Source organism: Microbispora sp. NPDC046973 (genome assembly GCF_040644495.1).
Classification (GTDB): domain Bacteria; phylum Actinomycetota; class Actinomycetes; order Streptosporangiales; family Streptosporangiaceae; genus Microbispora.
The window spans coordinates 300,080-314,739 of sequence record NZ_JBEYWQ010000001.1; the positions used below are offsets into that span (position 1 = coordinate 300,080).

Consider the following 14,660-nt stretch of genomic DNA (forward strand, 5'->3'; position numbering starts at 1 on the left):
CAGCGGTTTAGCCAGGACATGGACTGCGGAATGTATCGCCGTGCAACTCATCGTAATCGCGAGGTCGCAATGCGTAGAGAAGTCCGGCATACCGACATGGAGCTGCTTGAGGCCGTGCGGGGAGGCGACACGGCGGCCTTCGGGGCGCTCTACCGGCGACACTCGGCCGCCGCGCGGTCTTTGGCCCGGCAGGTCGTGCAGAGCGAGGACGCGGTCGAGGACCTCCTCGTCGAGACCTTCGCGAGGGTGCTCGAGGTGGTGCGGCGCGGCGGCGGGCCCACCTGCGCGTTCCGGCCCTACCTCCTCGGGTCGGTGCGCCGCTACGCCGCCGCCGGAGTGGTCGATCTGGCCGACGGCGACTCCCTCTACGTGGATCCCGAACTGACGGGGCTGGAGCGCTCGCCGCTCGCCCGGGCCTACCGCTCGCTGCCGGAGCGCTGGCGCACGGTGGTGTGGCACGTGGAGATCGAGGGCGGCAGGCCCGCCGACACGGGCCCGCTGCTCGGCCTGTCGGGCAGGGCCGCGGCCCTGCTCGCCCGGAAGGCCCGCCAGGGTCTGCGGGAGGCATACCTGCGGCTGCACCTGGAGAACGGCCCACGCGCCGAGTGCCGGCCGATCCTGTCCATGATCCTTCGCTATGTCGAGAACGGCCTGCCCAAGCAGGAGGCCGGCGCGGTCGACGCCCACGTGGCCGAGTGCATCGACTGCCGGTCGGTCTTCCTCCAGATGGTCGATCTCACCCAGGAGTTGCGGGCCGTCGTCGGCCAGCTCGTCGCCGGGCCGGCCGTGGACGACTACCTCGCCGACCTCGCCATTACGACCGCCACGGGCTCACGGTCGTACGGCGGTGGCATGACGAGCGGCACGAGCGGGCGCGGACCGAACGGCAGGGCGGGTGGCACAGCGGGCGGCAGGGTGGCCGGCAGGATGACCGGCAGGGTGCGCGCACGGGCGCGGGCGCGGCTCGAAGCCGTGCGCCAGCACATGGGGGCGTTGACGAGCCGCGCGGACCGCCGGATGAGGGGGGCCGTTCGTCTCGCCCAGGACGGGACGGGCCCGGCCGGGCGTGCGCGCGGACGGGCCGACGCGCTGCTGCGCGGGGCGTACGGCACGGCCCGGACGACGGCCCGGCGCGCGTGCGCGACGGTGAGTGCGGTGCCGGGGGCGGTGTACGGCCGTGCGCGGGCGATGGCCAGGCGCCTGTGCGCGAAGGCGGGCCCGAAGGCGGGCGGGGCGCCGCGAGTGGCGTTCGCCCGGGCCCGGGCGGCGCTGGCGCGGCTGTCCGCGCTGGTGCGCAGCGTGCCGACGCCGCATCGGGCGGTGCTGGGCGGCATCGCCGTGGCCGCCCTCGCGACGGCCGCCTTCCTGCTCGTCGCCCAGCCGACAGGCGTGCTCTTCACCGGCGGCTCGGGTGGACAGGACGGGACGCGGGCCCTGGACCGCCCGCAGTCCCCGGACGGCGCCGCCTCGCATTCGCGGGCCGCCACCGGCCAGGCCGGACCGGCGGGCGCCCCGTCCTCGTACGACCCGCCGAGGACGAGCGCCCGGACGTCCCCGACGGCCGGCGCCTCGACGCCGGAGACCGCGGACGATCCGGTGGCCGGGGACGGTGCCGACGAGCCGAGCGCGGGCATCGCGCTCGGCGTGCCCGAGATCACCGGCAGGGTCACGCCCGGTGCCGATCGGCGGTCGCCGCGGGAGGAGCCCGGGGCACGGGAAGACACGGCACGGGAAGACACAGCACGAGAAGACACGGCACGGGAGCCTGCGCAGGAGGCGACGGGGGCGTTGCCCGGCCGCGGCAGGGCGGGCGAGAACCATGCGGTTCCAGGTCGCGAGGGCGGACTACCGGCGGCCTCCGGCGCCCGAGGCGGTGCAGGCGGACAGCACGCGGGCACCGGCCGTCTCACGGGTCCCGGAAAGGACAGCGGGGGACAAGTGAGCAGGCGTCCGGTGAGCGAGCCGGACACGACGACCGTCCTCGCCGATCGGGACCAGGCCTCCCGGCACGCGGACGCCTCACGGGCCCCGGCTCCGGAGCGGCAGCAAGTGCGAGGTCGGCTCTCCCGGCACCCCTACCAGGACCATCGTGCCCAGGCCCCCGCGCGGGACAGTGCCCAGAGCAGTGCCCGAAGCAGTGTCCAAGGCAATGCCCAGGCCCGCGCGCGGAGCAGTGTGCAGGCCCGGGCGCAGGCCGGGACGCGGCAGACGCCGGAGCGGGCTCGTGAGCGGCGCGATTCGCAGGCAGGCCGCCCGGCCATCGATCGCGCCCCAATCGCGCGGCCAGGAACCGCACAGGGCCGCCCGCAGGCCGGGGAGCGCGGACGTGAGGCCCGTGAGCATGCCCTTTCGGGCCGGAGCGGCACCGGAGCCCGGAAGACCGCGGGGAGCGGGAGGAAAACGAAGGAGGCGCTCGTCGTCGCCGTCGATCCGCTCGGCGCCCTGCTGCGTGGCCAGCCCGGGCTCGTCGCCGTACGGCTGCGCAACGCGGGCGACGCGGCCACCGGCGAGGTCACCGCGACGGTGACCCTCCCGCCCGGCGTCCGCTACCTGGGTCAGGACGGGCGCGGAGGCCGGGGCCGCGCGGCGGGCGGCGGTACGCGGCAGGGCCGCGAGCCGGAGCCGGGCGCGGTGGGGCAGAACGGTGCCGCGCGGGACGACCGCGTGCCGAGCGGCGGCGCGGGTCAGGGGCCTGCGGCGGGCGGGCGCGCGGAGCGTGCGCGGACAGGAACTGGCGCGGGCGACGGCTGGTCCTGCGAGGCGCCGGGCCGCCCGGTGTCGAGCAGCCGGGCGTCGAGCAATGGGGTGTCGGGCGGTGAGGTGTCGAGCAGCCGGGCGTCGGGCGGTGAGGCGCCGAGCAGCCGGGCGTCCGGAAGCCGGGTGGCGAGCAGCCAGGTGCGCTGCGTCCGGGGACCGCTCGCCGCCGGTGAGGTGACGGCGATCTTCCTGAAGGTCGCAGTGGCGGCGGACGCGCCCTCGGGCCGGGCCTTCACGGTGCGGGTGCGGTCGGGGCGGATGGAGACCACCGCGCGATCGGCCGTGGGGGTGCGCGCCTCGGGCGCGGCCGCGCGTTTCGCCGCGGACGGCCGCCTCCTCGCCCGGGTCGTCGGCAACACGCTCGTGAGTTCCGCCGCGCCGGCCGCTCCCTGTGGAGCCGCCGCGGCCGGCCGGGGCCGCGATTCGGGTGCGAGCGTGCCGGTCGACCTCGACAGGGACCCCTCGACGCGTACGTCCAGTTGCGCCGATCTCGACCTGCCCGCCGGAGGGCAGGTCTTGTGGGCGGGCCTCTACTGGTCCGGCGGCGGCCGGGGGGCGGTTCCCGCGGAGGACATCCGGGTGCGCGCTCCGGGGATGCCGGGATACGCGACCCTGCACGCCGCCGAGGTCGCCCGGCGGGACCTGCCCACGGGGTCCGGTTATCAGGCGTTCGCCGACGTGACCTCTCTCGTCCGTACGGCGGGCGGGGGCCGCTGGTGGGTCGCGGGCGCTCCGGCGCGTACGGGAACGGTCAGGCACGCGGCCTGGGGACTGGTGGTGATGGCCGAGGACGCGCGGCAGCCGTACACGCGGGCCGTGGTCCTGGACGCCGCGGCGGTCATCGGGAGCGAGGAGAAGGCCCTGCGGCTCCCCCTCGACGGCCTCGCCCCGGGCGGCGCTCCCGCGCGGATCGACCTGATGGTCTGGAACGGCGAGGGGGTCAGGGCGGGAGTCGTCACGATGAGTGATCGCGTCCGCGGGGACCGGGAGGACCGGAGCCGGGAGGGCGTCCTGGGCCGGGAGGACGCCGGAGGCGTCGCGGTCGACACGCTCCACGCCCTCCTGGGACCTCACCCCGCACTCCAGCTCGCCACCCGGCGCGATCCCGTCTTCTTCGGCGTCGCGGTCGTGAGCGCGAGAACGTGGTCTTGACAGCTTCCCCTCACTGCGGGGAGGGGAGCCCAGCCGTCGCCGGTTCTGTTTCCTGCCTCGTCGCCGGTCGTCCCTCGCACGTTATCCATACCAAATTGGTGGGAGGCGATACCTGGACAAACTGGTACGGTCGGCGTGAACGCTTCCGGTCCCAGGGTCGTGGGCGTCCCGATCCCCCCGACAGGCGGGCGAGGGCTGAATCGCCGGGAATCACCCTCGCGGGAAGACACGCTTGACTACCCTGAGAGAGCCACGTAGGAAGGGCGGTGTCGCGTGGATCGCTGCGCGCTGTTCGTTGACGCCGGCTACTTGCTGGCAGACGGCGCGATGGCCGTCCATGGGACCCGCCATCGCGAGGCCGTCTCCTGGGACTATCCGGGCCTGCTGCAGTTCCTGACGAGCCTGTCAAGAGAGCGTACCGGCCTGCCGCTCCTGCGCTGCTACTGGTACGAGGCGACCGTCGAGGGCCGCCGTACGCCGGAGCACGACGTGCTCGCGGACATCCCCGGGCTCAAGCTCCGCCTCGGCCGGATCCGGCCGGGCCGCCGGGAGGGCGTGGACGCCCAGGTCCACCGCGACCTCATGACGCTGGCGCGCAACAACGCGGTGTGCGACGCGGTGGTGGTCAGCGGAGACGAGGACCTCACCCAGGTGGTGAGCGACGCGCAGGACCTCGGCATCCGCGTCACCGTCATGCAGATCGCCGCCGACGGCGCTTGGTCGGCGGCCCGCACCCTGCGCCAGGAGTGCGACGACCTCGTCGAGATCGCGAGCGGCCATCTCCGGCCGTACGTCACGATGCTCACCGGGGCGGATCCGGGCCCCGGCCTCGGCAACGGCCACTCCCACGGCAACGGCCTCGTCCCCCATGGAAACGGTTCGCTGTCCAACGGAAGCCACGTCAACGGCTCCCAGCAGAACGGGACACAGCAGAACGGATCACAGCAGAACGGCGCCCAGCCGCAGGGAGGCCATGCCGCCGGCCTCTACGGCGGGGCGACCCCGGTGACGGGATCGCACGGCACCCCCTCGCAGAGCGCGTCGCACGACCTGGGCGCTTCCGACGCGGGGCCGAACGTCACCCAACCGCACGCCACCATGGGGACACCCGGCACGGGCACCCACAGCGGCGGATCGCACGGCACGGGCGCCCCCGGGCGTGGCACCCACGGAAGCGACGCCTACGGCACCGACGCCTACGGCGCCGGCGCGCACGGCACGGGTTCTCAGGGCGCCGGCTCCTCGGGCACTGGCGCTCAGGACACCGGCTCCTCTGGCACTGGCTCTCAGGGCACGGGCTCCTCCCAGGGAACTGGGGCGCACAGCGGCGGGCGGTCCTCCGCCGCCCACGCGCGCCGGGCCCTTCCCGCGCAGCCGTCCCCGCCGGTCTACAACGGCTACTCGCCGGAGTCCCAGCAGCCGCCCGCCCAACCGTCTCAACAGCAGCGCCAGGCGCAGCCGCCCGGAAGCACCGCTCAGCCGCCCGGAAGCACTCCGCTGCCGGCTCCGCCGGCGTCCACCCCGCCGCCGTCGCCGCCCTCGGGAGTCCAGACGCCGCCGAGCAGCCCGGTACAGAGCCAGTACGGCTCCAGTCCCGCCGGTTACTCCCCCTCCCAGCTGGGGCCGTACACGGGCCCGCAGCCCGCGCCGGTGCCGGTCCATACGGGAGGCACCACGACCCTCGCCGAGGCGGTGAAGGCGGCGCACAAGGAGGGCCACGACTTCGGCGAGTCGGTCGCCCGGGACGCCCCCGCGCTGTGGCTGGAGGCCGTGCTCGCCCGCAAGCCCCGGATGCCGTCCGATCTCGAGGCGCGCCTGCTGCAGGGGTCCTCGCTGCCGATCGACTTCCTGCTGCACGACGAGGTCAGGCACGCCCTGCGCCGCGGCTTCTGGGACGCCCTGGAGCGCGCCCGCCGCTGACCCGGCCGTGCTCGACCCGGCTTCCGTGGCCTCGCCCTGGCCTCGCCCTGGCCTCGCCGGGGCGCCATTCCTACCGGCCGCGCCTGGCCGTGCCTCAGCCGGTCGCGGTGCGCGGTGTCAGCCGAGCGCGTCGAAGCCGGCCCGCAGGTGGGCGACGCGCTCGTTCAGCTCGGTGACGGCGCCGTTCAGGGGCGCGTCGCCGGACTTGTCCGCCAGTTCCCGCACCCGCCGTAGCTCGTCCTCGACGGCGGTGACCCGGCCGGCCAGTTCGGCCAGCACGGAGGCGTGGTCGCCGCTGCCCGGCAGCTCGTTCGACAGGCGTTCGCGCAGCAGCGCGGCCTGCTCGGTGAGCCGCCGGTTCATCGTGTAGAGCTCCACGAACACGGCGACCTTGGCGCGCAGCACCCAGGGGTCGAACGGTTTGGTGAGGTAGTCGACGGCCCCGGCGGCGTACCCGCGGAAGGCGTAGTCGGGGGCGCTGTCGACCACGGTCAGGAAGATGATCGGGATGTTCCTGGTGCGCTCTCTCCGTTTGATGTGCGCGGCGGTCTCGAAGCCGTCCATGCCCGGCATGCGCACGTCGAGCAGGATCAGAGCGAAGTCGGTCGACAGGAGTGCCTTCAACGCCTCCTCTCCGGACCGGGCCCGTATGGGCACGACGTCGAGCGAGCTGAGGATCGCCTCCAAGGCGATCAGGTTCTCCTCGCGGTCGTCGACCAGCAGGACCCTGGCGCGGTCGGGCATCGACTATGCCTCCTGGGAGTCTCGGGCCTCTGGGGACGGCACGCCCCTCGTTCGTTCTGTGCCCCCGTTGCGACCGCGCATGAGCCATCCGCGCAGCCGTTCGAGCAGCCGGTCGACGTCGACGGGCTTGGGCACGTAATCGGAGGCGCCCGACGCGATGCTCTTCTCGCGGTCTCCCCGCATGACCTTCGCCGTCAGCGCGATGATCGGCAGGTCGGCGAACTGCGGCATCGTGCGGATCGCCGAGGTCGTGGCCCAGCCGTCCATCTCGGGCATCATGATGTCCATCAGCACGAGCGCCACGTCCTCGTTGCGTTCGAGCTGCTCGATGCCCTCGCGGCCGTTCTCGGCGTACACGACGGTCGAGCCGTGCCGCTCCAGCACGCTGGTCAGCGCGAAGACGTTGCGGATGTCGTCGTCCACGATGAGGATCTTGGCCCCGGACAGCGGGTCGTCCCCCTGCCAGTCGTGGCTGTCCACCAGCGGCGCGTACTGGGGGACCGGCAGGTCGGTCGGGAGGGGGATCTCCGGGAGGATGTCCCTGATGTGCAGGTCGGGCACCTCGTCGTCGCGGCCCTCCGGCTCGACGGGCGTGGCGATCGCGCCGCCGTCGGGTGCGGCGAGCGGTCCCGAGTAGTTCGGCGGCAGGTACAGCGTGAAGGTGCTGCCCTCTCCCGGGGCGCTCTGGACGTGGATCTCGCCGCCGAGGAGGCGGGCGATCTCCCGGCAGATCGACAGGCCGAGGCCGGTGCCGCCGTACTTGCGGCTGGTCGTCCCGTCGGCCTGGCGGAACTGCTCGAAGATCACTTCGAGCTTGTCCGGCGCGATGCCGATGCCGGTGTCCACGACCCTGAAGGCCAGCATGTCCTCCGGGGAGCCCTGCAGCTTCTCGTCCACGTACGGCACGTCGGCGGGCGCGTGGATGACCTCCAGCCTGACCTCGCCCTCGTGGGTGAACTTGACCGCGTTGGACAGCAGGTTGCGCAGCACCTGCTGGAGCCGCTGCTCGTCGCTGCGCAGGTCGTTGGGCACGGAGGGATCGACCTGGACCGTGAACGACAGGCCCTTGTCCTGCGCGAGCGGCGCGAAGGTGGCCTCCATGTAGTCGACCAGCGCGGACAGCGACATCGCCTGTGGGTGGATGTCCATGCGGCCCGCCTCGACCTTGGACAGGTCGAGGATGTCGTTGATCAGCTGCAGCAGCGCGGAGCCGGCGTCGTGGATCGTCCGGGCGAACTCGACCTGCTGCGGCGTCAGGTTGCCCTCGTTGTTCTCCGTCAGCAGCTTGGCGAGCACGAGCAGGCTGTTCAGCGGGGTGCGCAGCTCGTGGGACATGTTCGCCAGGAACTCGGACTTGTAGCGCGAGGACACCGCGAGCTGCTCGGCCCGCTCCTCCAGCGTCCGCCTGGCCTGCTCGATCTGGAAGTTCTGGATCTCGATGGCGCGGTTCTGCTTGGCCAGCAGCGCCGCCTTGTCCTCCAGCTCGGCGTTGGACCGGCGCAGCTCCTCCTGCTGGCGCTGGAGCTCGTCGGAGCGCTCCTGCAGCTCGATCGCGAGCCGCTGCGACTCGGTGAGCAGGTCCTCGGTCCGGGAGTTGGCCATGATCGTGTTGATCGTGACGCCGATGGTCTCGACGAGCTGGGTGAGGAACGCCAGGTGCACCTCGCTGAAATGCCTGAACGAGGCCATCTCCAGGACGCCGAGCACCTTGTTCTCGAAGAGGATCGGCAGCACGACGATCTGCGCCGGGTTCGACCGGCTGAGCCCGGTCTCGACCGTGATCGAGTCGACCGGCACGTCCTCGAGGATGATCTGCTTGGCCTCCAGCGCGGCCTGGCCGATGATCCCCTCGCCCAGCTCGAAGCGCGGCTTGGGGGTGGAGCCCGGCTGGATGCCGTACCCGGCGATGAGGTTGAGCCGGCCGTCGTCGTAGAGGTAGCAGGCGCCGTGGCTGGCCGAGACGAGCGGCGTGAGCTCGCTCATGATCAGCCGGGCGACCTCCATCAGGTCGCGGTGGCCCTGCATGAGGCGCGAGATCCGGGCCAGGTTGGACTTGAGCCAGTCCTGCTCCTGGTTGGTCTTGGTCGTCTGGCGCAGGGTGGCGACCATCGTGTTGATGTTGTCCTTGAGCTGGGCCAGCTCGCCCGGCGCCTCCACCGTGATCGACCTGGTGAGGTCGCCCCTGGCGACCGCGCTGGTCACCTCGGCGATCGCGCGCACCTGGGTGGTCAGGTTGCCGGCCAGTTCGTTCACGCTCTCGGTGAGCCGCTTCCAGGTGCCCTCGACGCCCTCGACACGGGCCTGGCCGCCGAGCTGGCCCTCCGAGCCGACCTCGCGGGCGACGCGGGTCACCTCGGAGGCGAAGGACGACAGCTGGTCGACCATGGTGTTCATGGTGCTCTTGAGCTCGAGGATCTCGCCCTGGGCGTCGACGTCGATCTTGCGGGTCAGGTCGCCGTTGGCGACGGCGGTGGTGACCTGGGCGATGTTGCGCACCTGATAGGTGAAGTTGTTCGCCATCGAGTTGACGTTGTCGGTGAGGTCCTTCCAGACGCCCGACACGCCGGGGACGCGCGCCTGGCCGCCCAGCCGTCCCTCGGTGCCGACCTCGCGGGCGACGCGGGTCACCTCGTCGGCGAAGGCGGACAGCTGGTCGACCATGGTGTTCATCGTGTCCTTGAGCTCCAGGATCTCGCCCTGGGCGTCCACGGTGATCTTCTTGGACAGGTTGCCCTGCGCCACGGCGGTGGAGACGACGGCGATCTGACGGATCTGGGACGTCAGGTTGTTGGCCATGAAGTTGACGTTGTCGGTGAGGTCCTTCCAGATGCCCGACACGCCGCGCACCTGCGCCTGGCCGCCCAGCCGTCCCTCGGTGCCGACCTCGCGGGCGACACGCGTGACCTCGGAGGCGAAGGACGACAGCTGGTCGACCATGGTGTTCATGGTGCTCTTGAGCTCGAGCATCTCGCCCTGGGCGTCGACGTCGATCTTGCGGGTGAAGTCGCCGTTGGCGACGGCGGTGGTGACCTGGGCGATGTTGCGCACCTGGTAGGTCAGGTTGTTGGCCATCGAGTTGACGTTGTCGGTGAGGTCCTTCCAGACGCCCGACACGCCCTTCACCTCGGCGCGGCCGCCCAGCTTGCCCTCGGTGCCCACCTCGCGGGCCACCCGGGTCACCTCGTCGGCGAACGCCGAGAGCTGGTCGACCATCGTGTTGAGGGTCTCCTTGAGCTCCAGGATCTCGCCCTGGGCGTCCACCGTGATCTTCTTGGACAGGTCGCCCTTGGCCACGGCGGTGGAGACGACGGCGATCTGCCGCACCTGTGAGGTCAGGTTGTTGGCCATGAAGTTGACGTTGTCGGTGAGGTCCTTCCAGACTCCCGACACGCCGCGCACCTGCGCCTGGCCGCCCAGCTTGCCCTCGGTGCCCACCTCGCGGGCCACTCGGGTGACCTCCTCGGCGAACGCCGAGAGCTGGTCGACCATCGTGTTGACGGTGTGCTTCAGCTCCAGCATCTCGCCGACCGCGTCGACGGTGACCTTGCGGCTCAGGTCGCCGCGGGCGACTCCGGTGGTCACCTCGGCGATGTCGCGGACCTGGGCGGAGACGCGGTCGGACATGGTGTTGACGGCCTCGGTGAGGTCGCGCCAGCTTCCCGACATGCCGCGCAGGTTGGCCCGGCCGCCCAGCTTGCCCTCGGTGCCGAGGTCGCGGGTGACCCGCGTCACCTCGGAGGTGAACAGCGAGAGCTGGTCGACCATGCCGTTGATGGCCTTGCCCAGGCGGCGTACCTCGCCCCGGGCCGCGCGGTCCACGTCGATCCGGCGGGACAGGTCGCCCTTGGCCACCGCGTCGATGACGTCGGCGGCGCCGCTGACCGGTGTCACGATGGCGTCGATGAGGTCATTGACCGAGCCCACGCTCTCCGCCCACGCGCCGACGCCCGGCCCGGGGCTCAGCCGTTCGTTGAAACGGCCCTCCTTGACGATCTCACGGCGCACCCGGGCCAGCTCGTTGGCCAGATGTTCGCGCCGGTCCGCGACCTCGTTGAGCAGCAGCCGGATCTCGCTGAGGATTCCCGGTGGGGCGTGGGAGACGCGGCGGCGGAAGTCGCCGTCTCGCCATGTGATGAGCGTCTCCAGGAAGGGAACGAGATCGGATTCGCGGTAGACCCGTTCGGTCCCGGCCAGCTCGGCGTTGGCGGGCGACATTTAGCCTCCTTTACCCCGACGGGGCTGACGCGACCAAGGCGTGGGGCCTCGTACGGCCTGTCCAGCCGCGGACTCCATGCCAGTCTGTCACGTTCCGTGGGGTGCGGGGCCCCCTTGCTTGACCCGAGGTCAGGCGGAAGTGTGGTAAGCACAATGGTGGTGACAACTACCCCTCGAGCCGTCCTGGCGGCGTCATTCACGCCGGGTGAGACGGCCGTACCCGAAGTGAAGCGGTTCACGCGTGAGGTGATGACGGCGTGGGCCGCGATGTCCGTGTACCCCGAGGCCGAGCGCCTGGTGGGCGAACTGGCCGCGGAGACGGCCGGCGCGCCCTTCGAGGTCGTGTGGCTCCACCACGGCGAGTCCATTCAGGTGGAGGTGCGGGAGAAGACGGACGGCCAGGACTTCGGGCCGCCGGCCGACGCCACCACATGGGGTGTCACGTTCACCTCGTCGTTGCGCACCCGCTGGGCCCGCCTGGAGCTTCCTGGCGGGGAGCCGGTGCAGAGCGACGAGTGGCTGCTCGAGGCCGCGCACGGCCCGGGCTGGCTGGGCTTCCTCGCGGACGCGAGCGATCTGCTCGCCGGCACGCTCAACCCGGAGATGGTCCCGGCGATCATCGCGCAGATCGTGGTGCCGCGCCTGGCGAGCTGGTGCGCCGTCTACACCGACCAGGACGGGCTGGGGGAGCTGCGGCCCGCCTACTTCTGGCACGCTGACGAGACCCAGATCGACACCATGCGCGACGAGCTGGAGGAGATCGCGCTGCCGGCGGACGACGACCCCGCCGTACTGCCGATGAGCGAATGGCAGGCGCTGGCCTACCCGCTGACCGCCCGGGGGCGGCGGCTCGGCGTGATGTGCCTGGGGCGGCGCGACCGCTTCCCCGACGAGGCCATGCAGATCGCCGAGGACCTCGGCCGGCGCGCGGCGCTCGCGCTCGACAACGCCCGCCTGTACGCGCAGCAGGCGGCGGCCAACCGGGCACTGCAGCGCAGCCTCCTGCCGCCCGACGAGCCCACGACCCCCGGGCTCGACTTCCACGTCATCTACGAGCCGGCCGGGGAGAACAACGAGGTCGGCGGCGACTTCTACGACCTGTTCCCGATCGCGGAGGGGGTCTGGCGCTTCGCGATCGGCGACGTCTGCGGCACCGGGCCCGAGGCCGCGGCGGTCACCGGGCTGGCCCGTCACACGCTCCGGCTGCTCGCCCGCGAGGGGTACGGCGTGGCCGCCGTCGTGGGCCGGCTCAACCAGGCCATCCTGGAAGAGGGGGAGCGCGCCCGCTTCCTGACGCTGCTGCACGGCCAGATCACGGTCGTGCCGGAGGGACTCGACATCCGCCTCGTCTCGGCCGGGCATCCGGAGGCCCTGCGGCTGCGGCCGAACGGCGTCGTCGAGGTCGTCGCCTCGCCGCAGTCGCTGCTCGGCGTGTTCCCCGAGGCGAAGTTCCAGGAGGACAACCTGCGGCTCACCCCCGGCGACGTGCTGCTGGGCGTGACCGACGGGGTGACCGAGCGCCGGTCGGGCAACCGGCTGCTCGACGACGACGGCGGGCTGGCCAAGCTGCTGGCGGAATGCGTCGATCTGTCCGCCCGTGCGGTGGCCGAGCGCATCCGCCGCGCCGTGCAGGACTTCGCGCCCGAGCCGAGCGCCGACGACCTGGCCATCCTCGTCCTCCGCGCGCCCTAGACGGCACCGAGCCCCGAGCCGGCCGCCGGCGTCCGGCTCACGGCCGGATCGGGAACCCCGGAATCATGGCGCCGGTGTCCCATGGCCCGAGTCGCTCCAGCGCCCGGGCCGCAACGTCATCACCATCACTGCGTCGGGCCGGGATCGGCCGCCCTGCCGGCCCCGGCCGAACGCGCCCACCGCCTGGAGCGGGCTCACCCGGGCAGGTGCGGGTGAGCACGCCACGACGTCACCCAGGGCTCCGCCCGAGCGTCTGCACGCTGTGGTGACTCAGCCGCCGCTACCGCGGGCGGCCAGGGCGCGGACGGCGAAGTCGATGGACGCCGCCATCTGGTGCACCCGCTCCTCCACCGTCGGCGTGCCCGGTCCGGCGTCGTACCGGTAGACGGACGCCTCCCTGCCGTGGTCCGCCAGAACCCGCACGTAGTGCTCGACCTGCCGGGCCGGGCAGCGCGGGTCGTTCGCCCCCGTGAGGATCAGCAGCGGCGCCTCCACCATGTCGGCATAGGTGATCGGGGAGGACGCGGCGTACCGCTCGGGCACCTCGGCGGGGGAGCCGCCCAGCAGCGCCCGGTGCGCCGCGCGCAGGCATTCGGCCTCGTCCTCGTACGCCGCCGCGTGGTCGGCGATGGGCACGGCGGCGATCCCCGCCGTCCACGACTTCGGCTGCGTGCCCAGCGCCAGCAGGGTCAGGTAACCGCCCCACGCCGTGCCCGCGAGCACGAGGCGGTCGGGGTCGGCGATGCCGCGCTCCACCGCCCACTCGCGCACCGCCGCCACGTCGGCCAGCTCGATGTGGCCGACCTCGCCGCGCAGGGCGTCGCGCCAGGCCGAGCCGTACCCGGCCGATCCCCGGTGGTTCACCCGGATCACCGCGAAACCGCTGTCGACCCACGCCGCGACCTGCGGCTGGAACGAGTCGTCGTCCTGGCCGCCCGGGCCGCCGCCGAACCCCGGCAGTGTGCTGCGCAGGAGGAACACCGTCGGGTACGGCGCGGCCCCCCGCTCCGGCCGGGAGACGAGGGCGTGGATGCGCCCGCCCGGGCCCTCCACGTCGATGTCCTCGAGCGGCACGGATGGCGGAGGCGTGCGCCCGGCGCTGAAGACGACGTGGCCGTTGCTCGACTTGACGACCGGTGGGTGGGCGGCGCTCGACCAGGCGTACTCGACGGTGCCGTCGGGGCGCGGCGCGGCCGCCTCGATCACCCCGTGCGGGCTCTCGATCGGGGTGAGGCCGCCTCCGGCGAGGTCGTAGCGGAGCAGTTCCGTGCGTCCCCGCTGGTTGTGGATGATGAGCAGCGCCCGGCCGTCGTCGTACCAGTCCGCGGAGATCTCGCCGCGCACCCGCAGCCAGATCTCCCGCTGCTCGCCGGTCACCGGGTCCCACACGAGCGGTTCGCGGCGGCCCCGGCGTTCGTGCAGGACGAGCAGGCGCCGATCGCCGGGGACGGGGGCGAACCTGCCGCCGGTCACGCCCCTGCCCGGTCCGTCGTTCAGTTCGGCGACCGTCGAGCCGTTCGCCCTGATCACCCGTACGGCCGGGTGCAGGACGTCGCCGTGCTCGCTGTGGTTGACGGCAATGAGCGAGCCGTCGAGCGACATGTCCGCGACCGCGGCGTACTCGTCGTGGCGATGCAGCGTGACCGGCTCGTTGCCGGGCCTGGCCAGCAGGATCTCGAAGCCGTCGCGGGAGGAGCGGCCGACGGCCGCGGCGCCGTCCGAGGCGAGCGCGAGCCCGCAGGGGTGGCCGGGCGGCATGGCCAGGGGCACGTCAGGGCCGCCCTGGAACGGCTGGCGCGACCACACGCCGTGCCCGTCGTCGCGCCCGTCGCCGTCGGCGTCGCCGTGCATGTCGCCGAACCACCAGATCCACTGGCCGGTGGGGTCGATCGCGCCATATCGGGTGCCGTGGGGGCGGTCGGTGACCTGGCGGGTCTGGCCGCTCGACCGGTCCCAGGCGTAGATCTCCCAGGAGCCGGAGGCGTTGCCGCGGTAGACGGCACGCTGCGGCGCCTGGCGCGCCCACGTCGGCAGGGTCACCCGCGGTGCCCGGAACCTGGCCTGCCAGCGTTCCTCGGCCTTCATGCCGGCCCTCCCCTGCGCTCCTACGGGGTCGGGTTCAGTATGTCCCGCCAGACGCGACAATGCCTGACAAACAGGCGATGTCGGGCCACGAGTTC

The 14,660-nt window shown here is 72.8% G+C and carries 6 protein-coding genes; 3 read left to right on the forward strand and 3 right to left on the reverse strand.

Annotated features, from left to right (window positions below):
- Positions 1-96: 96 nt before the first annotated feature.
- Complete coding sequence (locus tag ABZ860_RS01520; RefSeq protein ID WP_357213472.1) at positions 97-3,909, forward strand: hypothetical protein; 3,813 nt, start codon at positions 97-99, stop codon at positions 3,907-3,909.
- Between the two features lie 273 nt (positions 3,910-4,182).
- A complete protein-coding gene (locus tag ABZ860_RS01525) occupies positions 4,183-5,829 on the forward strand; it encodes an NYN domain-containing protein (protein ID WP_357213475.1) in 1,647 nt (548 codons plus the stop codon).
- Between the two features lie 117 nt (positions 5,830-5,946).
- On the opposite strand, the gene ABZ860_RS01530 is transcribed toward ABZ860_RS01525, so the two are convergent.
- Positions 5,947-6,573: a response regulator gene (locus ABZ860_RS01530; protein ID WP_357213478.1), complete on the reverse strand. Its 627-nt coding sequence runs from the start codon at positions 6,571-6,573 to the stop codon at positions 5,947-5,949.
- Between the two features lie 3 nt (positions 6,574-6,576).
- Positions 6,577-10,788: a HAMP domain-containing protein gene (locus tag ABZ860_RS01535; RefSeq protein ID WP_357213481.1), complete on the reverse strand. Its 4,212-nt coding sequence runs from the start codon at positions 10,786-10,788 to the stop codon at positions 6,577-6,579.
- Positions 10,789-11,013: 225 nt separating this feature from the next.
- On the opposite strand from ABZ860_RS01535, the gene ABZ860_RS01540 reads away from it, so the two are divergent.
- Complete coding sequence (locus tag ABZ860_RS01540; RefSeq protein ID WP_357213484.1) at positions 11,014-12,480, forward strand: GAF domain-containing SpoIIE family protein phosphatase; 1,467 nt, start codon at positions 11,014-11,016, stop codon at positions 12,478-12,480.
- A 270-nt stretch (positions 12,481-12,750) separates the two neighbouring features.
- Here the strand turns inward: ABZ860_RS01540 and ABZ860_RS01545 are convergent, their stop codons facing one another.
- Positions 12,751-14,565 (reverse strand): prolyl oligopeptidase family serine peptidase, encoded by a 1,815-nt coding sequence (locus tag ABZ860_RS01545; RefSeq protein WP_357213487.1) that lies wholly within the window; start codon positions 14,563-14,565, stop codon positions 12,751-12,753.
- Positions 14,566-14,660: the final 95 nt, after the last annotated feature.